General features: G+C 44.2%; 26 protein-coding genes. 6 read left to right on the top strand and 20 right to left on the bottom strand.

Going from position 1 to position 24,461, the window contains the following annotated elements; all coding sequences use genetic code 11:
- Position 1: 1 nt before the first annotated feature.
- Positions 2–1,354: a 23S rRNA (uracil(1939)-C(5))-methyltransferase RlmD gene (gene rlmD / locus ACZ5NG_RS02085; RefSeq protein ID WP_464252360.1), complete on the bottom strand. Its 1,353-nt coding sequence runs from the start codon at positions 1,352–1,354 to the stop codon at positions 2–4.
- Between the two features lie 133 nt (positions 1,355–1,487).
- Here rlmD and ACZ5NG_RS02080 point away from each other — a divergent pair, with 133 nt between their 5' ends.
- Entirely contained in the window at positions 1,488–2,669 is a 1,182-nt protein-coding gene (locus tag ACZ5NG_RS02080; RefSeq protein ID WP_464252359.1) for an MFS transporter, read from the top strand.
- A gap of 10 nt (positions 2,670–2,679) precedes the next feature.
- Here ACZ5NG_RS02080 and ACZ5NG_RS02075 read toward each other — a convergent pair whose 3' ends face one another.
- The 3 genes from ACZ5NG_RS02075 to ACZ5NG_RS02065 are packed head-to-tail and all read right to left on the bottom strand — an operon-like array spanning position 2,680 to position 6,460.
- On the bottom strand, positions 2,680–3,588 hold the full coding sequence (locus tag ACZ5NG_RS02075) for a radical SAM protein (RefSeq protein ID WP_464252358.1): 909 nt from the start codon (positions 3,586–3,588) through the stop codon (positions 2,680–2,682).
- A gap of 60 nt (positions 3,589–3,648) precedes the next feature.
- On the bottom strand, positions 3,649–5,004 hold the full coding sequence (locus ACZ5NG_RS02070) for a sigma-54-dependent transcriptional regulator (RefSeq protein ID WP_464252357.1): 1,356 nt from the start codon (positions 5,002–5,004) through the stop codon (positions 3,649–3,651).
- Entirely contained in the window at positions 4,979–6,460 is a 1,482-nt protein-coding gene (locus ACZ5NG_RS02065) for an ATP-binding protein (RefSeq protein ID WP_464252356.1), read from the bottom strand. Before ACZ5NG_RS02065 ends, ACZ5NG_RS02070 begins: the two co-directional genes overlap by 26 nt.
- Before the next feature lie 673 nt (positions 6,461–7,133).
- On the opposite strand from ACZ5NG_RS02065, the gene ACZ5NG_RS02060 reads away from it, so the two are divergent.
- The 4 genes from ACZ5NG_RS02060 (at position 7,134) to ACZ5NG_RS02045 (ending at position 10,181) form a co-directional block, all read left to right on the top strand.
- Positions 7,134–8,081, top strand: a complete 948-nt coding sequence (locus ACZ5NG_RS02060) for a sulfite exporter TauE/SafE family protein (RefSeq protein ID WP_464252355.1) — start codon at positions 7,134–7,136, stop codon at positions 8,079–8,081.
- A 24-nt stretch (positions 8,082–8,105) separates the two neighbouring features.
- On the top strand, positions 8,106–8,579 hold the full coding sequence (locus ACZ5NG_RS02055) for a DUF1634 domain-containing protein (RefSeq protein WP_464252354.1): 474 nt from the start codon (positions 8,106–8,108) through the stop codon (positions 8,577–8,579).
- 194 nt (positions 8,580–8,773) lie between these two features.
- Positions 8,774–9,382, top strand: a complete 609-nt coding sequence (locus ACZ5NG_RS02050) for a CBS domain-containing protein (RefSeq protein ID WP_464252353.1) — start codon at positions 8,774–8,776, stop codon at positions 9,380–9,382.
- 25 nt (positions 9,383–9,407) lie between these two features.
- Positions 9,408–10,181: a WCX domain-containing protein gene (locus ACZ5NG_RS02045; protein WP_464252352.1), complete on the top strand. Its 774-nt coding sequence runs from the start codon at positions 9,408–9,410 to the stop codon at positions 10,179–10,181.
- A 240-nt stretch (positions 10,182–10,421) separates the two neighbouring features.
- On the opposite strand, the gene ACZ5NG_RS02040 is transcribed toward ACZ5NG_RS02045, so the two are convergent.
- The 16 genes from ACZ5NG_RS02040 to ACZ5NG_RS01965 form a co-directional block, all read right to left on the bottom strand.
- Positions 10,422–11,477: a sulfite exporter TauE/SafE family protein gene (locus ACZ5NG_RS02040; RefSeq protein ID WP_464252351.1), complete on the bottom strand. Its 1,056-nt coding sequence runs from the start codon at positions 11,475–11,477 to the stop codon at positions 10,422–10,424.
- A gap of 107 nt (positions 11,478–11,584) precedes the next feature.
- Positions 11,585–12,166, bottom strand: a complete 582-nt coding sequence (locus ACZ5NG_RS02035; protein ID WP_464252350.1) for a hypothetical protein — start codon at positions 12,164–12,166, stop codon at positions 11,585–11,587.
- Positions 12,167–12,295: 129 nt separating this feature from the next.
- The gene (locus ACZ5NG_RS02030; RefSeq protein ID WP_464252349.1) at positions 12,296–12,883 is read right to left on the bottom strand and encodes a CBS domain-containing protein; all 588 of its coding nucleotides are present in this window, start codon (positions 12,881–12,883) and stop codon (positions 12,296–12,298) included.
- Between the two features lie 108 nt (positions 12,884–12,991).
- Complete coding sequence (locus ACZ5NG_RS02025) at positions 12,992–13,693, bottom strand: hypothetical protein (protein WP_464252348.1); 702 nt, start codon at positions 13,691–13,693, stop codon at positions 12,992–12,994.
- Positions 13,693–14,988 (bottom strand): sulfite exporter TauE/SafE family protein, encoded by a 1,296-nt coding sequence (locus ACZ5NG_RS02020; RefSeq protein WP_464252347.1) that lies wholly within the window; start codon positions 14,986–14,988, stop codon positions 13,693–13,695. Before ACZ5NG_RS02020 ends, ACZ5NG_RS02025 begins: the two co-directional genes overlap by 1 nt.
- Before the next feature lie 144 nt (positions 14,989–15,132).
- Positions 15,133–15,498, bottom strand: coding sequence for a sigma-70 family RNA polymerase sigma factor (locus ACZ5NG_RS02015; RefSeq protein WP_464252346.1), 366 nt, complete (start codon positions 15,496–15,498; stop codon positions 15,133–15,135).
- A gap of 477 nt (positions 15,499–15,975) precedes the next feature.
- Complete coding sequence (locus tag ACZ5NG_RS02010) at positions 15,976–16,443, bottom strand: sigma factor-like helix-turn-helix DNA-binding protein (RefSeq protein ID WP_464252345.1); 468 nt, start codon at positions 16,441–16,443, stop codon at positions 15,976–15,978.
- Positions 16,444–16,968: 525 nt separating this feature from the next.
- A complete protein-coding gene (locus ACZ5NG_RS02005; protein ID WP_464252344.1) occupies positions 16,969–17,727 on the bottom strand; it encodes a HesA/MoeB/ThiF family protein in 759 nt (252 codons plus the stop codon).
- 6 nt (positions 17,728–17,733) lie between these two features.
- Positions 17,734–18,225, bottom strand: a complete 492-nt coding sequence (mobB, locus tag ACZ5NG_RS02000; protein WP_464252343.1) for a molybdopterin-guanine dinucleotide biosynthesis protein B — start codon at positions 18,223–18,225, stop codon at positions 17,734–17,736.
- A gap of 5 nt (positions 18,226–18,230) precedes the next feature.
- Complete coding sequence (locus tag ACZ5NG_RS01995; protein WP_464252342.1) at positions 18,231–18,677, bottom strand: MOSC domain-containing protein; 447 nt, start codon at positions 18,675–18,677, stop codon at positions 18,231–18,233.
- The gene (moaC, locus tag ACZ5NG_RS01990; RefSeq protein WP_464252341.1) at positions 18,662–19,159 is read right to left on the bottom strand and encodes a cyclic pyranopterin monophosphate synthase MoaC; all 498 of its coding nucleotides are present in this window, start codon (positions 19,157–19,159) and stop codon (positions 18,662–18,664) included. The genes ACZ5NG_RS01995 and moaC overlap by 16 nt, the downstream gene beginning before the upstream one ends.
- An 8-nt stretch (positions 19,160–19,167) precedes the next feature.
- On the bottom strand, positions 19,168–20,145 hold the full coding sequence (gene moaA / locus ACZ5NG_RS01985) for a GTP 3',8-cyclase MoaA (RefSeq protein WP_464252340.1): 978 nt from the start codon (positions 20,143–20,145) through the stop codon (positions 19,168–19,170).
- A gap of 51 nt (positions 20,146–20,196) precedes the next feature.
- The gene (locus tag ACZ5NG_RS01980; protein ID WP_464252339.1) at positions 20,197–20,925 is read right to left on the bottom strand and encodes an energy-coupling factor ABC transporter ATP-binding protein; all 729 of its coding nucleotides are present in this window, start codon (positions 20,923–20,925) and stop codon (positions 20,197–20,199) included.
- The gene (locus ACZ5NG_RS01975) at positions 20,922–21,623 is read right to left on the bottom strand and encodes an ABC transporter permease (protein ID WP_464252338.1); all 702 of its coding nucleotides are present in this window, start codon (positions 21,621–21,623) and stop codon (positions 20,922–20,924) included. Before ACZ5NG_RS01975 ends, ACZ5NG_RS01980 begins: the two co-directional genes overlap by 4 nt.
- A gap of 96 nt (positions 21,624–21,719) precedes the next feature.
- Positions 21,720–21,959 (bottom strand): MoaD/ThiS family protein, encoded by a 240-nt coding sequence (locus ACZ5NG_RS01970; RefSeq protein WP_464252337.1) that lies wholly within the window; start codon positions 21,957–21,959, stop codon positions 21,720–21,722.
- Positions 21,960–22,042: 83 nt separating this feature from the next.
- Complete coding sequence (locus ACZ5NG_RS01965) at positions 22,043–23,764, bottom strand: aldehyde ferredoxin oxidoreductase family protein (protein WP_464252336.1); 1,722 nt, start codon at positions 23,762–23,764, stop codon at positions 22,043–22,045.
- Between the two features lie 384 nt (positions 23,765–24,148).
- On the opposite strand from ACZ5NG_RS01965, the gene ACZ5NG_RS01960 reads away from it, so the two are divergent.
- Complete coding sequence (locus ACZ5NG_RS01960) at positions 24,149–24,460, top strand: ubiquitin family protein (protein WP_464252335.1); 312 nt, start codon at positions 24,149–24,151, stop codon at positions 24,458–24,460.
- Position 24,461 lies beyond the last annotated feature (1 nt).

Genomic DNA, 24,461 nt, shown 5'->3' with positions numbered 1-24,461 from the left:
TTTATTTTTTTATAAGCAACGCGCAACACTCGACATGACTTGTATACGGAAACATATCTACCGGCTGCACTTCTTTTACGCTAAAGCCATTACTTGTTAGATAGGCCAGATCGCGGGAGAGGGTGCCGGGGTCGCAGGATACGTATACGATGCGGGGTACCGCCATTTTGGCCAAGGCAGCCAGGCTTTGTTCGTCGCAGCCTTTGCGCGGTGGGTCCAATATAACGACATCCGGGCGGTAGCCTTCTTGCTGCAGCAGGGGCAACAGGCGTTCTACTTCTCCTTGGTAGAATTCGGCGTTGCTTATCCCGTTGTGCCGGGCATTTTTTCGGGCATCTTCTACTGCCTGGGGCACTACTTCCAGGCCGATCACTTCCCGGGCATGCCGGGCGATAAACAGGGCAATGGTGCCGATGCCGCAGTAGGCATCAATCACGCTTTCTTTACCGGTCAGCCCGGCGTATTCCGCCGCTTTTCGGTACAGCACCAAGGTTTGCCGGGGGTTTACCTGGTAGAAGGAATTGGGGGAGATTTCAAAGCGCAAATCTCCCAGCCAATCGGTAATGGTGGGTTTGCCGGCTAAGGTGATGTTTTCTTCCCCCATCACTACCCGGCCTTTGGCCTTATTGATGTTGCGCACTACCGACACCACCTGGGGCTGCGCCTTTTGCAGCGCGGCGGCAAATTGCTTTTCTTCCGCCCATTTGCCGCCGGCGGTGACAATCACCGCCATTATTTCACCGCCGGCCAGCCCTTTGCGCAGTACCACATGCCTTAACAACCCCCGTTTGGTCTGCCAGTTATAAACCGGCGCCGGGTATGTATTAAGCAGCCGCTCTATTGTTTTGGCCGTTTCATTTAGTGCTTGGTCAACCAGTAGGCAGGGTTCGGTCAGGGGCAAGAACTGATGGCTGCCCTGCCGGTAATAGCCCAAAGCAATGCGGCCGTCAACCTCTTGCAGCTGAAAATGCACTTTGTTGCGGTAGTGTTTGGGGTTGGCCATGCCCAATGTGGGCTGCACTTTTATGTCAGTTAGTTTTCCAATGCGCCTTAGGTTGTCTTCTACCAGCCGGGTCTTATATTTAAGCTGGGCAGTGTAATTTATGTGCTGCAGCCCGCAGCCCCCACAATCGGCAAAAGCCCCACATTGCGGCCGGCAGCGCTCATCCGTTTGCTTAACAATCTGCACCAGGCGTGCCCGGGCAAAATTCTTTTTGCGCTGTTCCACTTGAATTACCGCCTGCTCACCCGGTATCGTGCCGGGAACAAAAACAGCCAGTCCGTCCGGCAGGCGTCCTACTCCTTCACCTTGGTGGGTTAATCCGGTTATATTAACAGTAACTTTTTGGTTCAAAATAAAAACACCTCATAAAAAAGGCTTGTCCCTAATAAAAAATATACTATGCATATCATAGCATTTTTTAGTTGTGCTTTCACTACCTGGTATTATAATATGTACTGTAATTGACATTCAGGAGGATTCAGCTTTGGACTTTCGCAGTAAGGCCCTAATTATTGTTGCGCTCACCGTTTTTATCGACAGTTTTATTTACGGCATCATTGTGCCGGTGCTGCCGGTATATATTCGGAACTTAGGCGCCTCAGCACTGGAACTGGGGATAATTTTTGCCGTTTATTCTTTGGCGTTACTTATAGCTTCAATCCCAATTGGTTTACTGGCCGATCGCTTTGGCCGTAAAAAGATCATGGCGCTGGGCATGGTTGTTTTAACCCTTTCTACCGTCGGTTTTGCTTACGCCAATACCTTTTTGTCTCTAACGGCATTACGGTTTCTGCAAGGAGCGGCCGCTGCCGCCACCTGGACGGCCGGCCCGGCCTTTGTAGCCGATCTTTATCCTCCTGAAGTGCGCGGTGAAAAAATGGGGTTGGCAATGGCAGGGATGAATTTCGGTTTTATGGTAGGACCGGCCGTCGGCGGGTTTATTTACGATTGGGGCGGTTATTCCATGCCCTTTTTGCTGGCCTCAATATTGGCGGCAATTGTTTCGGTTTTGGTGATGGCAGTTTTAAAGGAACCGGCCGTCAAAGAAACTATGCGCTCACAACTTACCTGGCAAGATGTTGCGCACAGCCGGGTAATTTTAACAACATTTATTTTAGTACTGCTGGCGTCAATGGGCTTTGGTTTCCTAGATCCGCTGCTGCCGGGATATTTTCACGATAAGTTTGGCGCCTCTTCCACGGTAATTGGGCTGTTATTCGGAGCGATATCGGTAACCAGTATTGTCGCCCAACCTTTATTCGGCATGTTATCTGATAAATACGGGCGGGTACCCATCATTCAGTTTGGTATCGTCATCACCGCACTGGTCATTCCTGCGTTAACCGCCGTTCCCACCATTGTTTCTACCGCCTTGGTAATGGGCGGGTTGGGGTTGGCCTTTGGCTTAATGTTTGCCCCCAGCGGCCCCCTTTTAGCAGACGCAGTAATGAAAGGGCACCAATATGCCAGTTACGGTGCCGCTTTCGGTATTTACAACACTGCTTATTCCCTCGGTTATTTAATTGGGCCGCTGTTCGGCGGCGCTTGGGTAGACATTTGGAATTTAGAAAGCCTATTAATCTGCTATTCGCTAGGTTTGTTGCTTTTCTTCCCTGTTTTTAGCTCAATTAAGAAGGCAACCGGTAACAAGCGGCAAGTAAGTTAATTAAGTAAATTTATCTGATAATACGGTGTAGGCCTGCTTCTTTCGCCATTTTTACCGCCCGGCGGTATTCTTGCAAATTAACGGGGCGGTTTATTTCCGGATAGCGGGCCGCATTATAGGTGGGATAATATTGATCCATAATGTTAATTACCGTGTCCTTGGAAATTTCCTCAGCAATAAACTGCATTAGCTTTTCTGTGCCGGCTATATTATTAGGCATAACTAAATGGCGCACCAACAAGCCTTTAACGGCAATGTTTGCTTCGTTGATTTGCAAATCCCCCACCTGCCGGTGCATTTCTTTAATTACCTCACGGGCTACGGTAAAGTATTTGGGGGCAGATGCGTACTTTTTGCCGGTTTCATCTGCGGCAAATTTAATATCCGGCATGTAGATATCGATAATGCCGTCTAGCAGTTTAATGGTTTCTAAGTCATCATACCCCCCGGTATTGTATACCAGCGGTAAGTTTAGCCCTTTACTTACCGCCAGGGTAAGCGCCTCCAGTATCTGAGGCACAAAATGACTGGGAGAGACAAAATTAATGTTTTCACAGCCCATATCTTGAATGTACAGCATGATGTCGCATAGTTCATCGGCAGTTACTTCCCTTCCCCTGCCTTCTTGGCTGATGTCACAGTTTTGGCAAAACTGACAGGCTAAATTACAGTAAGAGAAAAATATCGTACCGGAACCGTTTTCGCCTACCAGCACCCTTTCTTCTCCCATATGGCGTCCGTAGCTGGCTACTACCGCTTTTCTGCCTGCCCTACATATGCCTTTTTCGCCTTTTAAGCGGTTAACATGGCAATGCTGGGCACATACCGTGCAATCCGCCAGCTTTTCGAGAGCGAGAGCGGCGCGCTTTTTTAGCTCGTTTAAAGGCATTTTTTTATAAACCGGTTGTTTGGTCACCATAACTTCACCACACATGTAATAAGTTTTAATGTAAGCATAGTTTAACCATAAACTGGCAACTTAGCCCAGTTTTATATTGTATTTTTGGCTGCGGTAAATTAATGCCGAACGGGTAATACCCAAAAGTTGAGCGGCCTTAGTTTGATTGCCTTTGCTTTTTTTAAGAGCGGTTAATATCAACTGCTTTTCCACTTCTTCTAACGAGATACCGGTATCGGGAAAGTGAACAATTGTTTCTACCGCATTGCTTTGCTGCTGCTGCAGTTCTTTGGGCAAATGTTCCGGCAAAATAGTATCCCCGGGGCAAATGATGATCGACCGTTCGATCACATTCTGCAGTTCGCGGATATTGCCCGGCCAGTGGTAATTCATTAACAGCTCCATGGCTTCCGGCGAAATCTTTTTCACCGGATAAGTGCCCAGCATGTATTTTTTTAAGAAGTAATTAACCAAAAGGGGAATATCTTCTTTGCGCTCTCTTAAAGGCGGCAGATGAATGTGCACCACATTCAGCCGGTAGTACAAATCCTCACGAAATTTACCTTCTTCAACCGCTTTTTTGATATCAATATTGGTGGCGGAAATAATGCGTACGTCAACATGCAGCGTTTCCGTACCGCCTACCCGTTCAAAAGCGCGTTCCTGCAGTACGCGCAGCAATTTGGCCTGCATAGTGGGCGACATTTCGCCAATTTCATCTAAAAAGATGGTGCCTTTGTCCGCAATTTCAAAACGTCCAGGCTTTAACGCCGCCGCACCGGTAAAAGCTCCTTTTTCGTGACCAAACAGCTCGCTTTCCAGCAGTTGTTCCGGCAGCGCGGCACAGTTGACGGCAACAAAAGGATATTCTTTTCGGGGGCTGGCCTGATGTATGGTCAGGGCGGTAATTTCTTTGCCGGTACCGCTTTCACCGGTGATCAGTACTGAAGCGTTGGTAGCGGCCACCCGGTCAATCAGCATGATCACTTCTTTAATCGCTGCGCTTTCGCCGATTATTTCTCCGTATTTCTTGCTTAATTCCGAACGCAAAAATGATACTTGCGAAACCAAATTGCTGTACTTTAATGCCTGAGCCACGACAATTTTTAATTCATCCAAATCAAATGGTTTGGTGATGTAGTCGTCAGCCCCCAGTTTCATCGCTTCTATAGCGGTTTCAATGGTGCCGTGAGCGGTAATCATAATTACCGGTATTTTCGGATGAATTTCTTTAATAATCTTTAAAACTTCTAAGCCGTCCATGCCGGGCATTTTTAAATCTAACAAAACCAGTGACGGGCCTTTTTCTTTTAAAATTTCAATTCCTTTGCTGCCGGAAGTAGCTGTAAGGGCCTCATAACCCTCTTGCTGCATGGCCTTTTTTAAGGCCCAACACATATGTTCTTCATCATCAATGATTAAGATTTTCGGGATCACTGCTATCCCTCCTCAATTCTTCACTGGTTGGCAATATAACTGTAAAAATCATTCCGGTATCAGCGTTTCTCTCTGCCTTAATTTCACCGTTATGCATTTGCATTATTTGATTACAGATAGTTAAACCCAAGCCGGTACCGGCATCTTTCGTGGTAAAAAATGGGTCAAAAATTCTCTCCATGTTTTGATCAGAGATGCCAATTCCGGTGTCTTTAAAGCTAATGCTTACTTTTTGCCGGTCATAACTTGTCGTAATACATAGTTCCCCGCCCTCGGGCATGGCCTGAATGGCATTGAGTATTAAGTTAACAAATACCTGTTTAATGCGTTCAGCATCTGCAAACACAGGCGGTAATTCAGCGGCAAAATCAGTTTTCAGTTTAATGTTGTTTTGCCTTAATTGGGCACCGATAAAGGTCAGTACCGAATTCAACAAGTCGTTCACTTGCACATTTTCTTTAACGGGTTTACTGGGCCGGCCATAGGCCAATAATTCTTTAATTACTTTATTTTGGCGATCAACCTGTTGCTTAATCACCCGACAATATTCTTTAATCGGTTCTTCTACCTCAGATTCCATTACCTGCACCGTTGTTTTAATAATACCGATGGGGTTGCGCAATTCATGAGCTACCCCGGTTACCACCTGGCCTAAAGCCGCCAATCGCTCCTGACGCATCATCTCTTTTTCCAAAAGTTCCTTTTCCTCTAAAGCCTGTGCCATGTTGTTAATTGCCCGGGCAATGCGACCCATTTCGCCCCGTATATTGGGCAGCCGATAACTGAAATCTTGTCCTACCATTTCCAAACCTTTTTTAATCCGGCTAACATCGTTAGTTAATCGCCTGATAATCATTATTACTCCTAAGCCACCGATGATGATGGCCGCCAGTGAAAGGTAGCGGGTCATACTGCGAAACTGCTGGGCCTGATTAAAGATAGGGTGAAGCAGTTCATCCGCCCACAGTACCGCTACCGTTTCATTGTTGATTCGCAGCGGAACTAAATATTCCAAAAAGCGATCATCCGGATCACCGGCCAGGGTAGAAAGGGTTTCCCCACTGGCCAACACACTGCGAATTCCGGTATAAGCGTGATTGAAAATTCTCTGTTCCCGTTCTTTTTTTTCTTCCGGAGACAGCTGCCGATAATCATGCAAAAAGCCGCTTACTACCATGTTATCATCATAGGGAAAATACAAACCCATCCTTACCCCCGGGTTAAGTTTCGCAACGGGATCCGCCGCTTCGGTAAATACCTTTTCCAGATATGCACTGAGCTCAGCTTCTGACATTTTGTTGATATGTGGTTCATCCGCCAATATTTGGCGATTAATTTCCATTGCTACCGCCTCTACCATGGTGCCAAGCCGCTCTTCCATCGCGATAAAAGTGATTTCTTCTTTTTTTCCGGCAAAATAGGTGTCATAAAGGATAAAGAAAACGGGAATAACCAAAATTACTAAAACAATGGATGTAATTTCAAACTTTAAAGACTTTGTCCAGTCAATTTTTTTAATTTCAATCCCCCCTTTCTCCGCCGTTAACTAGCCTGGTGTTTGTTTTCGTGCAAGGTGCTGTTTGTTAACAAACACTAGCTGCCAAAGCTATTATCAGTAGCGTTTCGTTTGTTTTAAAAACATGTTGCGAAAAATATTTTGGTCAACTTGTTCATTTTTGTGCAAAGTTTGTTTGTGCAATAATCGCCAATGTATAAAAAAATACAGCAGTATCAAGCGATGTACGTTTTAAAGATTCTTGGCACGGTATTTGCTTTTATTTAGTTAGTAAATTAAGAAACATTAGCATTTGAGAAATTTATAACAATCTGAATCAAAAAGCAGCCTTCCAATGTGCATTATACCATAATCCACTTTGTTTATAAACACAACTGACGAAAAAATTGTCTGTTAAGTTATAACTCTCTGCAGGCTATCTACAGGCAATGAAAAACAAAGGAAAGGAGGAGGAGGACAAAATTTAGCTTTTTAGCATCGTTACTGGACAAATTGTAAAATTTTTTACTAATAGTTTTTAAAAATTCTCGAGAAAACTTAAGTAAACCGTTTTGATTGTTATAACTTAGCAGTGTAAAACTGTAAGTTAGTTTGTAAAAGCGAGGGAAGTAATATGATTGAAGCATTGGTTAATAAGGTTAGCAATATCACTTTGGCGGTATCATCAGCGATGCCCGACGTAACTGCCGCGGTTTCTGCCGCTGCCGGAAACCCGGAAGTACCCTGGTGGGTATGGCCGTTGTTGCTTTTTATCACCACGTTTATACTCGGCATTGTAGCGGTACTTGCCGGTATTGGCGGTGGCGTGCTGTTTGTACCTATCGTCGGTAGTTTTTTCCCGTTCCACCTCGACTTTGTTAGAGGCGCCGGCTTGATTGTTGCTTTATCCGGTGCACTGGCTGCCGCTCCGGGCTTACTGGCAAAAGGTTTAGCTAACTTAAGATTAGCTCTGCCGGTGGCCTTAATTGCCTCTACTTTCAGTATTATCGGTGCTTTTATCGGTCTGGCCCTTCCACAGAATATCCTACAGATTGCGCTAGGTGTAACCATTGCATGTATCGCCATGCTGTTTGTTTTCTCTAAGAACACCGATGTTCCCAGCGGGCCGGGACCGGACACCCTGTCTAAAAAGCTGAAGATATCCGGTACTTATATTGAAGAATCCACCGGCAAACAAATTAACTGGGCTGTCGGACGTACTGCTCAAGCATATTTAACCTTTATTTTTATCGGACTTATTGCCGGTATGTTTGGTTTGGGCGCCGGTTGGGCCAACGTTCCGGTGTTAAACTTAATTATGGGTGCGCCGTTAAAATTGGCAGTTGGTTCCAGTAAGTTTCTGCTTTCCATTACAGATACATCGGCAGCATGGGTTTACCTGAACCAAGGCGCGGTGTTACCGATCATTGCCGTGCCGTCGGTAATCGGTATTATGCTCGGCTCAAAAGTTGGGGTTAAAATGTTGTCTAAAACTAAGCCTAACGTAATTAAATACTTGGTAATCGCCATGTTGTTATTTTCCGGCATTACCTCAATCCTCAAAGGGTTAGGTGTAATGTAATATAATAAAGGGGGTAGGAATTTAATGGCTAAACAACAACTGGCTCCGCAAAGCGCACACAGCGCCTCACCAAAACAAGGCCTGCCTAAAATGTATGTTCCTAAAGAACAAATTGCTTATGCCAAATTAGTTGGCTTAGGTTCAAATATCGGTATAGCTGTTTTGGTAATTACCTTTCTTGTCTATGTATTTGGTTTGGTGCCGGGACTGGTCACGCCTGAACAAACGGCGGCTAACTGGCATTTAAGCACATCGGAATACTTGCAAGCAACCAACAGCCCCAGCGGTTGGGCTTGGCTGGGCATGTTAAACTACGGTAACTTCCTTAGTTTACTTGGTTGTGCTTGGCTGGGTATTTTAACCATTATTGCTTACCTGGTATTCCTGGTGCCGGCCTATTTTAAACAAAAAGACGTGCCCTTTTTTACCATCGCTGTGGTAGAGGTTATAGTGCTAGTTTTAGCAGCTTCTGGTATACTAGGTTCTGGTGGTCATTAAAATATTGCGTTATAGTTATTTAAAGCGGCTGTATATGACTTGTGTCCTTTGGATATGTATAGCCCTAACGGGCTTAATCCAAAGGCGCAAGTTTAAGCCTAAACAAACCGATAGCATACTTACTGATAATAACAATACAGCTTTCGATGTACTTAAGTCGTTGCAGTTAAATATAGAAGGAGGAACTACATGTTATGGCGTCACCTGTAAAATTAACGGCCAAAGACATTATGGTTTCGGCCGATAGCTATCCCGTTATATACGAAGACGAAACAATAAAAAGAGTTTTTTCTAAGTTTCAGTTTTCATTAACATCCAGCTATAATAAAAGGCGAACTTTATTGGTTTTAGATCGCAGCGATAAACCAATTGGTTGGATAACATTGCAGGATTTACTTAAAAAAATATACTCTTACAACTTAGGTTTAAAAAATGTTCATGGGTGGAATTTATCCACTTTTACCGGTCCGTCAGCATATTTTGCCAAAGAATTATTAAGTTTATTTTCTAAAGATTCTTGGATGTCGCTAGATCAAAACTATAGCAGAATAGCGGATTTAAAAATAACCGAACTGCTAAGACCGCTGGAGTCCGGAGCGGTGCATGCCGACACTTCCTTAGACGCTGTTGCCGTCATTATGACTGAAAAAAATTTATCTACCTTACCCGTTGTTGAGCATGGCAAATTGGTAGGGTTCGTACGGGCCGAAGATATTTTCTTGGAAATGGCCAAAATTGTAGCTGACGCAGATAAAGACGTAAAAAAAGACAAAACAAAAATACCGGCCACAGAAAATCCTTAATTACTTTTAAGGAGTGGATATATATATGGGCAGGGCTAACACTAAGCATAATCGCGTAGCCAACATAAATAAGGTGCTTAACCATTTAAGAAAAACTACACCTAAAGGCGGGTGTACGTTGAATGAATTAGCACAGTTATGTAAAGTAAGCACACGAAATATTTACCGCTATTTAAATGACCTGGAAGATATAGGTTTTGATATTGTCCGTCCCGCGCAAAGCAAACCCGGTGTAACCGGACAAGGAAAATACCGCCTGCGTAGTCGCACAATGCCACAATCCCGTGTCGACGCAAACTTAATGATGCTGATTGGCTTGTATGCCAAAAAACAAAATCAATATCGTGAGCAGTTAAGGTTACTTTATGAGTTTCTCATCAGATATATCGCCATGAAAAACTCAATATTACTGCCCCCCAATTGGAAATTGACAGAAATAAAACAACCGATTACTGCCAAAAGCAATGCTCTAACTTATTTGCCTGCCAAAGAATCTAAAAAGACCACCGTTAAATCCGCTGTTTATGAAAACGTTGTTATTATGTTAAGTTCTGCCGCCGCTAAAAAATATCACCAAGAAGATGCTCCGTTTAAGGCTGTTGAAGAACAAATGTCTAACGGTTCGCTGCTCCTTAATATCAAGTCTGTAAAAACTAATGAAATCCTGCCATGGTTATTCCAATGGGGAGATGAAGCGGAAGTTATTGCTCCTATTTCTTTACGCAACAAATTAACTGACTACTGCCTGTCTATACTTAATGTATACAGCCGCAAATATGTATCCGATAAAATCAGTTAATTAAGGGGTGAAAGGGGCAGGGGCGCTTCCCTGCCCATAGAGGTCAAAAGTAATATTACCTACTAAAATAAATTGTAGGGCACGCTCTTGACCGTACTGTCATGTTCAGACAAGCGGAACGGTCAAGAGCGTGCCCTGCTTTTGTTCTAGGCAAAATCATATTAATCGTTTTTCATTTTCAGCGGGCAGGAATGAAAGCCTGCCCTACATAGGCAAAGTTAAAATTATAGATTATGTGTGCTATTTTTTAAAAAATGATCTGCTTGGATAATAATTTTCTTCGTCGTAAGGAAAGTACTCACCCTCATCATAGGGAATATATTGCTCTTCGTCGGAAATCCCGGCAATAATTTTTTCCAACAACAAGTAAATGATCACTATTACCGCCGGGCTAAATATAGCGGCAATAATTAACAGCATAGCAAACTTTTCTAAACCAAACATCATTAAAATAACCGCCAGGGCAGTTTTTATCCCGGCCATAATCAATAAAGTTTCTCTGGTTTTTTCCGGCACTCTTTCTTGCGGAATTATTCGCTTGGCGGCATAGCCAATTTGTGAGCCGATTATTATCCCGACAAACAAGAACATCGTTGTAATGACAGCCAAGTAGCCGGCCTGCGACCACAGCGTAATGCCAAAGACAGTAGTGACCAAAACAGCAACAAAATCTGTGGCAATTGCCATCGGTAGCGGCAGGGCGAGAAAATACATTAAAAGGGGTATTCTGACCAAAAATGCACCGCCGCCCAACAAGCCGAGCAACAATCCCCCGATTAGGCCTATGGATAGCGGTATCCATACAGAAATTCTTACTAACGGGCTTACTTTCAATTTCGGGCCTACATCAATTAGGCTGGGCTTAGGCAGTAAAAACAAGCCGCAGTTCAACAAATTATTGCGTTTTAACAGTGCTAACCCGCAAATGGCTAACAAAGCGATATACAAACATCTGATGATCAAATCCGTCACTTGATAGTATTCCATTAAACTGATTAAATAACCGCTTACCCAAATACCGATGAAGCCGCTACAAGTTAAAATAAGTGCTAACCGCCACTGAATGTACTTAAAAAACTTTTGCTGCAGATTGTCAAACAAAGACTTAGCACAGGCATGGGCCAAATCACTGCCCACCGCAAATACCGCGGGTATGCCAAAGATATTCATGGCTGGAACTGTGAAAAACATTGCTTTATATCCAAAAAAGGCTCCTAATATTCCGATGCTGAATCCTATAAGCATTATTACATATGGATTGATAAATATCTCGGCGCCGGCATAGTTTAAAAACATAATATGTCAGCCCCTTTTGCACTGCCAATGCAGTGACAATATATTTATCACTACAATAAGTGAATTCTACTAAAATGTACAGTTTGGTATATCATTCACAAGTTTAATTAGCTTTGACTTTTGCCGATATTCAATGGTATGCTGTGTTTTTCTAAGGGTGAAGATCTTTTTGTCACATCTAAAAAATCAGATATTATTTGTTTAGTTGTGAAAGGGATAATACTAACATGGGAAATATTGTATTTACCTTGGGCAACAGGCTCATTAATAGAAGAGCTATTAATTTTAAGTGTCCAGTTGGGCGGCAGGCTTAATCCGTGTTTTAAGGCCCAATATTTAATTAACAACTCGCAAGTTTTATAAAAAAGATGACGGCATTGCAGCTCACCGACAATACAGTAACTGATTAGGGTAATTAATCTACTGTCTTCGGCACTGTCAGCGGAGATGTTTTTCAGTCGATACCTTCCTTTGCCGCTAACACCCGGTTTTACCTGTACCGGGCGGATTATTTCTATACCCATGCTTTCAATATCGTTGAGATAGCGGTAAATATTTCGCGTGCTTACCCCACATAATGCTGCCAGTTCGGCAACGGTAGAGCCGCCATGAGGAGTTGTTCGGTGCAGTTCGTTAATGATTATGTCAATATTTTTTAAGCGTTTGTTTTTTCCTTTTTGCTTAGCCACTGCCGCCAACCTCCTTAAAAATTCGGAGTGAATTTGCAGGAGTCGGTTTCCATGCCGACCCGTATCCGATTGCGTTACTTCCGGGTAAAGGGGCAGGGATGAAACCCCGCCCTGCCTCTACATCCGCCCCTACGGGCTATGTGCTACGGGAATCGCCGAAGTTTTGCCCGGAAAAGGGGCCTCAGCCAGCTCCTTGCCCATTTCCAATATAATATCTTCTGACCTGATAAATCCTCTTAATTTACCCTTTTCCACTACCGGCATTATATAGAGATTTTTTTGATTCATTAATGAGGCTACTTGCTTAATACCGGCATTAACGTCAACAGCATCTTTTTCTAAGGGTCTGCAATATGCCCCAATGTGACGGTCGGCCACTCTACAGCACTGTTCCGATAATTTATCCCAGTCATCAGGCAGCACGCTAACCATTATCCGGGCAAAACTTGCGTACGGTCCGGTTAATTGAGAAAGATTGTATTGGTTTTTATAACCGCTGCCTAAAATTACCCTTAACAAATCTTGTAGGGCAAACCAGCCAATGGGTTCATCTTTGCGGTTAATCACAACCAACACATGCTTTTCACCTTGCTGGGAAGGCAATATAAACTGAAATTTGGTTAACGCTCTTTTAATGGTCTCATCTTCATAAATCAGCGGAAAATTACTTGCCGGCAACATGATGTCGCCTGCCGTTTTTCTTTTGGGTGGCGTCATATAAAATCCCTCCGCCTTTTTTTGTAATTAATTAAGGGTCACTCTATTAAAAGAGAGACCCTTGAGATAAGGTGCTTTGCGTGCTCAAATATCAGTTTTTATATAAACTTAGCTTGCTTTCTTACCGCTTGCCAAGATGCCTACACCCTCAAAGAAGAAGTAAATGGCATAGCCAAGCAGTACAGTGTAGAAAATGTAGAATACCATCGCGAAAGTTGCTATTCCGGCAGCCTCAGATATTGCTTGAGCTTCAATACCAAAGTAATTGTAACCGGGTTCCGGCCCTTTAACCTTTACATCGTTAATAAATTTTGACGCTTCAAATTCCCCTCTTGCTTGTAAGTCATTGTAGATTCCGTCCATTGAGAACCACCAGTTGTACAGCACTACTTTGGCATCTAAACCGTATTTGTTTTCAAAGTAAGCGGCATTATTGCTAAAACCCTGATCGCTGTCCTCTAAAACGGCTTTAGTAATTAGACCGTAATCTCCGGATATTTTAACGTTAACTTCTTCCGTAACTTCCGCTTTTGCCCCAATTCTGTCAAACATGGCTGCTATGGTTTGGGCCTGTTCCGGGTCGTCTGCCATCACTGTGGTGTTTAACTCCGTCCCGGTTTTTTCTTCAGCCTGGTTTATTAAATCCGGAATTTGGTAGCAAGAAGCTTTAGAGAGTCTGTTAAATAAGTTGTCAGCGTAATCAAAGGCATTCATATTGTTAAATGACGGTGTCCACATGTAAGCAAATATGGCAATAAACAAGGCGAAAAGAACTACGCCAATGTAAAATTGTTTCTTGTGAACTATCATTATTGGCTCACTCCCTTCGCGCCGCTTGGGCTAAGCCCACTTTGTGCTATGGCGCTTGCCCGCAGCCGGCCTATATTAGTAAAGAACTTAGCAAACACCCATAGGCCGAAGAAAGTGATAATTCCGAAGAATAACACATTACCCACTGTATTAATCATGTTTGCCGTTCCGGCACTCATTTCCAAATAACCTAAAGATTGCAACTTGGTAGGCAGGGCGCAAAAACGGTTAACAAAACCGGCTAAAATAGTGGTAGCATAAAAGCCTTTAATGGTACTGCCGGAAACAACTTTAGTGGTAATGGCACCGACTTGCACACCAATCAGTGAACCAAGCAGCATACCCATAGCCAGGGTATAGAATACATAACCATAGATGGCGTATTGGGCAATGGCACTATAACCGGCTGTAAAGATGATTTGGAATACGTCGGTACCTACCGTTGTACCGGTGGATACACCTAAGCCGTAGACAAAAGCCGGGAAGGTGAGGAATCCGCCGCCAACGCCCATCATAGCGGCGCACAAGCCAACGGCAGCGCCTACTATAGCGACAAACCAGAAGGAAATACTTCTGCCGCCGGGGAAAAGGTCTTCGTCAAATTTGACCATTGGCGGTAACTTGATGCTTTGCAACCGTTTGGCCAATCCGGTTAATCTTTCCTGTTCAGCGCTTGTTTCCGGGGCTTTTCTGTATTTCAGGTAGTCTGCCATGGCATAAATACCCAAAAAGCCCAGCATGAGTGCATAAAGGCAGCTGATTACTAAGTCACTGACTATCGGGTTGTAATTATACAGTGCCCGGTTAATGTAACCGCCTAAGGTTACCCCAACAAAGGAACCGGCCAAAAAGGACAATCCCAGTTTAATACTGATGTTGCCGAGCTTCTTGTGCACGGCAGAGCCCATAATGGCTTTGGCAAAGATGTGGAACTGGTCAGTACCGACTGCCAGGATACCCTTCACCCCAAAGCTCATCAGCGCCGGTGTAATAATGAAACCGCCGCCGGCACCGATACAACCGGTAATTAAACCGGCACAAAGCCCGACTAATATCGACCCGTAAAATATTTTAGGGGTGAAAAATGCCGGTGAGTAGGCCGCCTTACCGCCCAAGGATTCAGGCAGCAATGTAGCGGCATGAGCCAAGGCCGGAATTATAACCGGCAAGCACATTATCAACAGCAGAAGTAGGCGCTTTTTATTGTGCAGGATATTCATTGAGCACTCATATTCCCAACGGGCATAGGCTCTTGTTGCCTGCATGAGCCCGGTATAAATTGCTCTTCCACTCATAGGTAAACCTCCTCTTAACCAAAATTGTCAAAACATAATTATTTAAACAGCACGCTTTTTTGCCTTTGGGCATTCCCCCTTTTTTTGATGAGTTTTCTATTTAAACAAAAAGCGCACCCTTCAGAAAACCGAAGCGTGCACCTTTTATTCACCTAAGTCAGGTGAAATATTTATTAAGTTGCTCAAACTGATTAATAATTTGTTCATGGCATTATTGCGGATACGAAAGCAGTTTTGAACACTGCAACCCATTTGTTTGGCTGTTTCCTGCATAGAATTTCCATTTATATAGCGAAGCTTAATAAATTCTCTTTCATCGTCAGGTAATATTTTTATTGCTTCATCTATGGAATTAACTATTGCTTTGTAAATACTTAACTGCTCTTTAAGGCGGACGTTATTTTTATTTATGGCCACTTGGTCTAAAGACAGTTGAATATTTTTCATTCCTGTTTGGTATATTTTGTAGTTATTCAAATGCTTGACAATGATTTTTTTTTTGTTATTCATTAATTTCACCCCCATTACACCGTTTGTTTTGTGTTCCCTTTATTCCAAAGGGGGGAGCTAGTGTTTTTAGTCACAAATGTGATTAAAAAAACACCTCCCTATCAGGAAGTGTTTTTGACTATATTTTATATATTGTTTTTCAATAGATTCCTTAATAGCATACTACCTCATTTTTAAATAAAAAACTTACACTTTTTATATACAAAAATTAAAGTAAAATTCTATAAAAATTCTATTGAAAATCAAGAAAAAATCTAGCGAAACTTTGTGAAAACTTTATCAAAACTCTATTAAAACTCTAATAGATTTTTGTGAAAAATATATCAAAACTTTACTAATACTCTCTAAAAGTTCTACTAAAAACTCCAGTAAAACTCTATAAAAAATCTAAAAAAACTCTACAAAAACTCTACAGAGCCGGCAGTCCAAAAAAATAAAAGCACCGGGTGTACATAACGCTACCCGGTGCTTTGCTTTTTAATGAAAGTCTACGGTCAGTGTAATTAGGTTTCTCAGACTGATTAATAACTTCTCCATCGCCTGCGTTCTTATTTTAAAACAGTTTTGCACGCTGTATCCCAGCTCCATTGCGGTTTTTTCAATACTATAGCCTTCAAAATAACGACATTTGATAAATTTTTGTTCGTCTTCGGTTAAAGCGGCAAGGGCTTCATCAATGGATGTAATGATCATTTTATAAATACTAAGTTGTTCTTGCAAATATAATGCCTTTTCCCCGGAAACTCTATATATCGCTGTAGTTTCCGTTGAGCTTTTGCCGCTATAACTTCCGGATGTCCCTTCTTTCCATTCATAATTTGTCGTAATATTAGGCATAATTTCATCCAATGACTGCTGAAGGTTTTTAATGCCTATTTTATAAGTTTTATAGTTTTTAAGATGGGTTTTGATAATTTCTATATGTTTCTTTTTCTTCTTATTCACTGCCGCACCCTCCTATACGAAAATATCAAGCGGTTGCAAAGGTGCTTTAAGGTTCCCCAGGCACATCAAGGTGCGTGTTTTTCCTGTCATCACCTACTAACTGTGTACTAACCAGTTAGAAAACTAAAGGTGCTTAAAAAATAAAAAATTAAAAAGATCCCTCCCTTCGGCAAAAGGCAAATATTTGTGGTAACTATCACATAAATTGCCTGTAAACCCAAAATATTTTTGACATCATACCTCAGCATATTACACAGCAATAACCTATAATAGTTATTAAGATATAAATATTGCTACATATTCATTATACACTTTGCTGTCGGTAGTGACAATTGTTTTTTCACCCTAAATAAATTACTGACCGCTGTTGAGTGTTAATCTCTTTCAATCGGGCCGGATTGCATGCCGATCCCTATGTTTTTTTCGGTAATATTTCCATTCGGGCCTAAATTTATATGGTAATAAAAGGCAGGGGCGGTTTTGACCGTTTTGTTTTCTGACGCAAATAAAAAAGCGCGACTTAGGTCAATCGCGCTTTTGTCCGCACACCGGGCAGTTTTCATCCTGCTTTATTTCAATTTCGGCAAACTGCATTGTTAGCAAGTCGATGGTGAACATACGGCCGACCAGGGGCTCACCGATACCCAGCAGCAATTTCACTGCTTCGGTAGCTTCTATACAGCCAATTGTCCCCGCTACCGACCCTAAAATACCTAATTCAGAAGTAGTAGGCGCACCGGCCGGCGGTTGGTTTCTAAAAATACAGCTAAAGCAGGGGCCTTTGCCGGGAACAAAGGTCATTACCTGCCCTTGATAGGCCAGCACTCCGCCGTAAATAAAGGGTTTGCCCTGCTGAACACAAAGCCTGTTGAGCAGCTGCCGGGTAGCAAAATTATCGGTGGCATCAATCACCAATTGGTAGCCGCTGATGATGTCAGGGGCATTGTTTTCATTAAGCCGCTGGTGATAAATTACGATATTACTATCCGGACTTAAAGCCGTTAGCTTATCAAAAGCGGATTCTACCTTCGGCCGGCCAAGATCGGCGGTGCTGTGCAGTATTTGCCGCTGCAGGTTGGATAAATCCACCGCATCGGAATCAATAACTCCGATCTCACCGACACCGGCAGCAGTAAGGTAAAACAAAATCGGAGAACCCAGGCCACCGGCACCGGTAACCAGCACTTTTGACTGCATAAGCTTCTTCTGCCCCTCCCGGCCAAAATGGGGCAACAGGATGTTGCGTTGGTATCGGCTTAATTGATCGGGTGTTAATTCCGGCAAATTATATCACCTCAGGTACTTTTGTTCAATAAAATCCGCTATGCTTACCGGGTCGTCACGATCAAACACCGGTACATCCCGCTTTAGCGGCACGTTACTTACCACCGCAATTAAGTGCTCCGGCTGGGCGGCACTGCCTTTACTTACGCCTTCGCAGTAAACTTCAATTTGCGGCGTATTTTCCTGTTTAAAACCTTCGGTGATCAGGATATCTAAATCGGCAAGCAGCGGCAGCAGTTTATTAAGGGACCATTCTTCTTTTGTTTTGCGGATTAAACCAAATCCGTCCGAACCGGCGATAATCACTGCCTCTGCCCCGGCCTGGGCATGACGGTAAGTGTCTTTGCCCGGCTTATCCAAATCAATGGGCCGATGGATATGTTTAACGGTGCCCACCCGGTAGCCACGCCTTTTTAATTCAGCAATTAATTTTTCCAAAAGGGTGGTTTTTCCGGAATTGGACCAGCCAACAAAAGAAATCACCGGTGGTTTCAACATTGCCGTTACTCTCCTTGGGATACAATTTCAATTTTATCGCCCACTTTTACTGTACCGCCGCGCAGCACTTTTATAAAGATCCCTTCCCGGGGCATCACGCAGTCGCCGGCCTGCTGGCGAATGGCACAGCCATGGTGGCACTCTTTGCCGATTTGGGTTACTTCCCCTAATGCTTCATCTCCGATTTTTAACTTGGTGCCAATAGGCAGCGATACTAAATCAATATTTTCAGTGGTGATATTTTCGGCAAAATCCCCCGGACCGACATCTAAGCCTTTTTGCCGCATCTTTTCAATGCTTTCCAAGGCCAACAAACTTACCTGCCGGTGCCACTTGCCGCCGTGAGCGTCACCTTCAATCCCAAAATCAACCAGCAAATTGGCCTGGCCAATATTTTTTTTCCGCATTCCTTTATCCGGACTGATATTTACAGCTATCACTCTTCCGGCCATGGTTGTTCGCCCTCCCGTATATATTCGCCGCTTTTTCCGCCGCTTTTTTTAATCAATCTGATGTTATTAATCACCATGCTGCGATCCACGGCTTTGCACATGTCATAAACAGTTAAGGCTGCCACACTTACCGCGGTAAGTGCTTCCATTTCAACACCGGTTTTCGCGGTAATGCGCACCCGGGCTTCAATTTCCAGCTTATTGGGGTGGACAATGTTAAAGTTCAAGTTACAGCCGGTAATGTTAATCGGATGGGCCATCGGTATTAAATGGGGGGTTTTTTTCGCCGCCATAATGCCGGCCACTCTGGCCACGCCCAGCACGTCCCCTTTGGCCATGCGCCCTTGTTCAATCAGGGTCAGGGTTTCAGGCTGCATGAGCACTTCGCCTCTGGCCACAGCTTCCCGTTTGGTCTCATCTTTGTCCCCTATTTCTACCATCCGCGCCCGTCCCTGGGCATCAAAATGGGTCATTTCACTCATTGTAGTGCTTAACCTCCAAGTTGTGACATTATCCTTTTGTCCTGCCAACCGTCACTCATATGATGACGATCCGGCTTGGTTTTAATTACTTGCATTATAATTTTAGCCAACTCTTCTTTACAGATTCCGGTGCGCAGTGCCGTTTTGATATCTACTTCCCGCTTATCAAACAAACAGGGACGCAGCCGTCCGTTTGCCGTTAAGCGCAGCCGGTTGCAACGGGCACAAAAGTGATCGCTCACCGCAGTTATAAAGCCGATTGTTCCCAAAGCATTTTTTAGTTTGTAATACTTTGCCGGGCCGCTGCCGATGAGTTGGGATGCGGGCTCAAGCTCACCCAGCTCTCCGCGGATAATTTCTTTTATTTCTTCGGCGGGCACGTAACTATCTCCTGCCCAACTGCTGGAAGTACCTATCGGCATAAGCTCGATAAAGCGCACGTGTACCGGCTGTTTGCTTGTCCAGCGGGCAAAGTTTACCACTTCGTCCAAATTAACGCCGCGTACCACCACGGTATTAATTTTTACCGGATTCAGCCCCAGCCTTAATGCTTCTTCGATGCCCTGCATTACCTTATTAATATCACCGATACGGGTAATATCACGAAAACGCTGGGGCACCATGGTGTCCAGGCTGATATTTACCCGTTTTAAACCGGCTTCTTTTAAATCTTTAGCCATTTCTTTTAATAATATCCCGTTGGTAGTAAGGGAAATATCATCAATCTGTGGCAGGGTACTGATATTTCTGATTAAATCTACCAGGCCCAAACGAACAAGCGGCTCGCCACCGGTTAAACGCACTTTGCTTATACCTATCAGCGCAGCCGCTTCTACAACTTGATATATTTCTTCTAATGTTAATATTTGTTCATGAGTAAGCAGTTTGACGCCTTCCTCAGGCATGCAGTATACACAGCGCAGGTTGCAGCGGTCGGTAACTGAAATTCTTAAATAGTTGATCTCCCGTTCAAATCCGTCCAGCATATATTTCACCTGCTTTCTAAATCAATAGACAGTTTCCTCTGATACGGTCAGTCAAAATTGCTGATACCCGGCTAAAGAATGTTCACTTTCACGGTTTTTGGCAGCTAAAAATTCTTCCGGCTTACCGACCTGTGCAACACGGCCATTTACTAATTCAACCACAAAATCAGCCAGTACGGGAATCTCGCGGTAATCATGAGTAACAAACACTGCCGTCATGTTGTTTTCGTTTAATATTTCTTTCAATTCAATAAGCAAAGCCTGTCTGGTAGGGGTATCCAGGGCGGAAAAGGGTTCATCTAAAAAAAGCACCTGGGGTTCCAATACCAAGGCCCGGGCCAGGCTTGTCCGCTGTGCTTCCCCGCCCGATAAAGTGCGCACCGACTGTTTAGCCAAGTGTAAAATCCCCACTCGCTGCAGCCACATATTTACACGTTGGGTAATTTCTTTCTTTGAATAATTTCTCAACCGCAAGCCAACCGCTACATTTTTAAACACCGTGGTGTCTAACAGTAAAGGTTCTTGCAAAACCGATGCCATTTTCCGCCTTACGCGCAATACATCTTTCTCTTGCACCGGGCGGCCGTCAAAAAACACTTCTCCCTTTGTCGGTTTTAAGAGCAGGGCCAGCACCTGCAGCAAAGTGCTTTTTCCCGCACCGTTGTGCCCCACTAAGGCCAGTACTTGGCCGCGCTTAATTTCTAAGTACGGTACGTTTAATATTTCTCGTTTTGATTTTACCACTACAATATCCTTTGCCGCTAATATTACCTCGCTCATTGAATAAATCTCCCTCGTTGTTGGTTCAAGGTTAAGACAACTACCACAAAGTAAGCTAAGGCCAGCAGAATAATGCTTAGGGCAATGGCGATTTCTTCCTGTCCTTTAGATACCTCCATCACCATGGCGGTGGTTAACACCCTGGTATCACCGCGAATATTGCCCCCCACCATCATCGAGGCCCCAACTTCAGAAACCACACCGCCAAAACCGGCCATTACAGCGGCAAATAATCCCATGCGTGCTTCCCGCACCAACAGCAGCAACAGCTGCCATTTTGACGCTCCCAAGGCCAATATTTGCGTGCGAATTTTAGGATTTAGTTGTTGAAAGGCAGCCACCGAGAAGCCCATGACAATCGGCGAAGCAATAATTGCTTGCGCAATAATAATCGCCGTCGGAGTATACAGCAGTTCCAAGGGGGCCAGCGGGCCGTTGCGAGAAAGCAGGATAAACACCCACAAACCGACAACAACCGGTGGGAAGCCCATGCCTAAGTTAATGATACTGACAAAAAATTTCCGGCCGGGAAAGTCGTGATAGGCTAAAAAATAACCCACCGGCACCCCGATAAGTACGCTGATTAAAGTAGCAGTGCAAGATACTCTGAGCGTTAACAAGGTTATGGCCATTACTTCCGGGTCGCGATGTATCAACATTAACAGTGCTTCTGTAATTCCTTGTATAATCCATTCCATATCCTTTTCACCTATGCATGTCCTTATGTTTTGTTAAGCATAACGCCCTTAACTAACAGGCGGGGTCGCTTCCCGCCCGTTAATATGCACCTAATCTTAGCCCCCACCTACCGGTGGAAAGAGGGCCACTCGGTCACCGTCTTCAAAATAATCTTCTAAATTGCGGTGAGTGCCATTAACCAGAATAGAATATACTGCTTCTTCCGGTATGCCCAGCTTTCTGAGAAGATCTTCACCGGTAGCGGCAGCCGGCAATTCCACCTTTAATGGCTTGCCGTAGGTTGCACCGGCGACATATTTCTCCAGTCCGCTGTACAATCTTACTTCCAGAAGCAAGCTCTCACCTTCTATCTACATTAGTGCATTACCATTGTACAATATATTTTGCGGCCGCGCAATCTTTAAGCCGGTTAATTAATTTAAAAGTTAAATACTTCGTCCAGCTCTTCCTTCAGTTTAAACTTGGTGTTGTGCGGGGCCAACTCTTCTTCGTAGAAGAATTCAGGCAGACGGTCATGTGCTTTGGTGAAACCGGCCTGAGCGTTGAATTCGCGCTCGTTCTTCAATACCTGCTGACCTAATTTAATGACATCATCAGCCGTTAGCTGTGTGCCGTATTTGGCATTAAGCATATCGACAATTGTCGGCATGCCTTCAGGGTTATCCAGCACAGCAAAGGCCACAAACAAGCACAATCCGCTGGAGTCAATGGCGGCAGTGGCTACCTGCAAGTCGCGGGAAAGGGCAATTTGTCCTTCCGGTTTGGTGGGATCTACATAGCCGCCCACTTTAAGAATGTTAGCCGTTACTGCATAGCCGGCAGTGTGGTCCGCACCCATGGTAGTGGTGGCATAGGTAACACCGTTACCTTGAACCGAACGCGGGTCGTAAGCCGGAATGCCTTGGTTCTTAACAGCAGGTACCCGGGTAACTCCGTATACTTTACCGGCAATACCGGTACCGGCACCGATAATACGGCCGAAAGGTGAGCCTTTGCGTACTTCCTCCAGAGCTTTAATGGCACCTTCGCCGTCACCGAACTGCAGTACCCCGGCCTCCATTAATACGCCCAGTGTACAGCCTATTTCAATGGTATCTAAGCCGATATCGTTGCAGAGATAATTCAATTTCGCCACTACGTCCAAGTCGCTGATCCCTAGGTTCGGTCCAAAGCACCAGGCAGTTTCATATTCAATCGGCGCGCAAACAGTACCGTCCGGCAGCGGGTAAACGTTAGAGCAGCGAATTACACAGCCGGGATGGCAGGCGTGGGTAGCTTTACCGCCGCGGGCCTCCGCCACTTCGGCCAATTTTTCGCCGGATACTTCGCTGGCACCGTCAAAGCGGCCTGTGCTGAAGTTGCGTACCGGCAGCGCTCCCGCTTCGTTAATAATATTCATCAAAATGTTGGTACCGAATTTAGGCAGACCTTCACCGGTAACCGGGTGATCGTGCAGAATTTTAGCAAACTTTCTGGCGGCAGCTTTAAATGCTTCCGCGTCTTTCACCGGTGCATCAAAGCTTTTATCCGCTTCCACAACAATTGCCTTTAAGCCTTTGGAACCCATTACCGCACCTAAACCGCCGCGGCCGGCATAACGGCTGGAGTTTCCTTCCGGGTCGTTATTGGTAACACCGGCAGCGAGCATTTTCATTTCACCGGCCGGGCCAATACAAATTACCGCCGCTTTGGGGTTAAAACGCTCTTTAAGCAGCGCAGTCAGCTCGTAAGTGCCCATACCGGCTAAATCGTCTGCAGGCAAAAGTTCTGCCTTATCAGCGGTAACATGTAGCAGATAAGTTCCTTTATCGGCCTTACCTTCAACAACCAGTGCTTTGATATCTAAATTGGCCAGCTTTTGTGCCGCGATACCGCCGGCGTTAGCTTCCTTGATGCCGCCGGTGAGCGGGCTTTTACCGCCGACAGACAGGCGACCGGAAGAAGGAGCATTGGTACCGGATAAAAGTCCCGGAGCAAAGACCAGTTTGTTTTTTGGTCCCAGCGGGTGGCAATCTGCCGGAACTTCATCCAAAACAATCTGTGAAGTCAGCGCACGGCCGCCCAGCAAAAGATACTTTTCCGGGGTTTCCTCAATGTTGACTGTTTTGTTTGTCATGTCTACCCTAATAAGCTTAGGCATAAAAAACACCCTCCTTTAGTTTTTTCTAAATATTGTTTCAATAGATAGTTACTTATATAATACCAGCAAAATTCATACCAGACAATCATCTAAAATTCAGCATTATTATCGATTAAATGTGTTCCGAAATACAACAATTTGTATTATTCTGAAACAACAAATCACTTACCGGGCGACCAAAACTGTATCAAAATGAGCAGCGCTTTAAATAAGCAAAAATACATAAATTAGGCATATTTGACTGACAGCTAAATGGCTTGTATTCTATAAATACCGACGATAATTTAAGAAATAACGAAACATTGGAGCAAATTTTGCTTTATAATTAAGATAAGTGTAAATAAAATTTTGCAAAAAGTACGAAAAATTTGAAGAGGTGAGCAAATGGGTAAAATAGAGTTGCGTGCTTTTGCGTTCTTATACAGTGAATTTAGAAAACGAGGCTTAACATCACCAATGGAAATGGAAATCCCCGATGAGGGGATTACCGGCAGGGAAATTATTAAACAATTAGGCATACCGGAAGATAAGGTAGAGGCGGTATTTGTTAACGGTGTATCCAACAATTTGAACTACCTCATTAAGCCAAATGATCGGGTGGGCTTGGTTTCTCCCGGTTTGCCCAGCATTTACCGCGTTCATTTGGGTTTTTACAGCTTAGATAAAAGAGAAAACCGCCGAACCGATAATAATTAGC

It is taken from the genome of Desulfovectis peckii, assembly GCF_055391705.1.
The sequence above is the reverse complement of the archived record's forward strand: the minus strand, read 5'-3'. Positions and strand labels throughout refer to the sequence as shown.

Bases quoted from the DNA above. Each gene is read 5' to 3' on its own strand.
- ACZ5NG_RS02015 (WP_464252346.1), bottom strand. From the start codon at position 15,498: ATGAATAACAAAAAAAAAATCATTGTCAAGCATTTGAATAACTACAAA.
- ACZ5NG_RS02040 (WP_464252351.1), bottom strand. From the start codon at position 11,477: ATGTTTTTAAACTATGCCGGCGCCGAGATATTTATCAATCCATATGTA.
- mobB (WP_464252343.1), bottom strand. From the start codon at position 18,225: ATGTTGAAACCACCGGTGATTTCTTTTGTTGGCTGGTCCAATTCCGGA.
- ACZ5NG_RS02075 (WP_464252358.1), bottom strand. From the start codon at position 3,588: ATGGTGACCAAACAACCGGTTTATAAAAAAATGCCTTTAAACGAGCTA.
- ACZ5NG_RS02050 (WP_464252353.1), top strand. From the start codon at position 8,774: ATGGCGTCACCTGTAAAATTAACGGCCAAAGACATTATGGTTTCGGCC.
- ACZ5NG_RS01980 (WP_464252339.1), bottom strand. From the start codon at position 20,925: ATGAGCGAGGTAATATTAGCGGCAAAGGATATTGTAGTGGTAAAATCA.
- ACZ5NG_RS02055 (WP_464252354.1), top strand. From the start codon at position 8,106: ATGGCTAAACAACAACTGGCTCCGCAAAGCGCACACAGCGCCTCACCA.
- ACZ5NG_RS01960 (WP_464252335.1), top strand. From the start codon at position 24,149: ATGGGTAAAATAGAGTTGCGTGCTTTTGCGTTCTTATACAGTGAATTT.
- ACZ5NG_RS02030 (WP_464252349.1), bottom strand. From the start codon at position 12,883: ATGACGCCACCCAAAAGAAAAACGGCAGGCGACATCATGTTGCCGGCA.
- ACZ5NG_RS02045 (WP_464252352.1), top strand. From the start codon at position 9,408: ATGGGCAGGGCTAACACTAAGCATAATCGCGTAGCCAACATAAATAAG.
- ACZ5NG_RS02060 (WP_464252355.1), top strand. From the start codon at position 7,134: ATGATTGAAGCATTGGTTAATAAGGTTAGCAATATCACTTTGGCGGTA.
- ACZ5NG_RS01995 (WP_464252342.1), bottom strand. From the start codon at position 18,677: ATGGCCGGAAGAGTGATAGCTGTAAATATCAGTCCGGATAAAGGAATG.
- moaA (WP_464252340.1), bottom strand. From the start codon at position 20,145: ATGCTGGACGGATTTGAACGGGAGATCAACTATTTAAGAATTTCAGTT.
- moaC (WP_464252341.1), bottom strand. From the start codon at position 19,159: ATGAGTGAAATGACCCATTTTGATGCCCAGGGACGGGCGCGGATGGTA.
- ACZ5NG_RS01965 (WP_464252336.1), bottom strand. From the start codon at position 23,764: ATGCCTAAGCTTATTAGGGTAGACATGACAAACAAAACAGTCAACATT.
- ACZ5NG_RS02020 (WP_464252347.1), bottom strand. From the start codon at position 14,988: ATGAGTGGAAGAGCAATTTATACCGGGCTCATGCAGGCAACAAGAGCC.
- ACZ5NG_RS01975 (WP_464252338.1), bottom strand. From the start codon at position 21,623: ATGGAATGGATTATACAAGGAATTACAGAAGCACTGTTAATGTTGATA.
- ACZ5NG_RS02025 (WP_464252348.1), bottom strand. From the start codon at position 13,693: ATGATAGTTCACAAGAAACAATTTTACATTGGCGTAGTTCTTTTCGCC.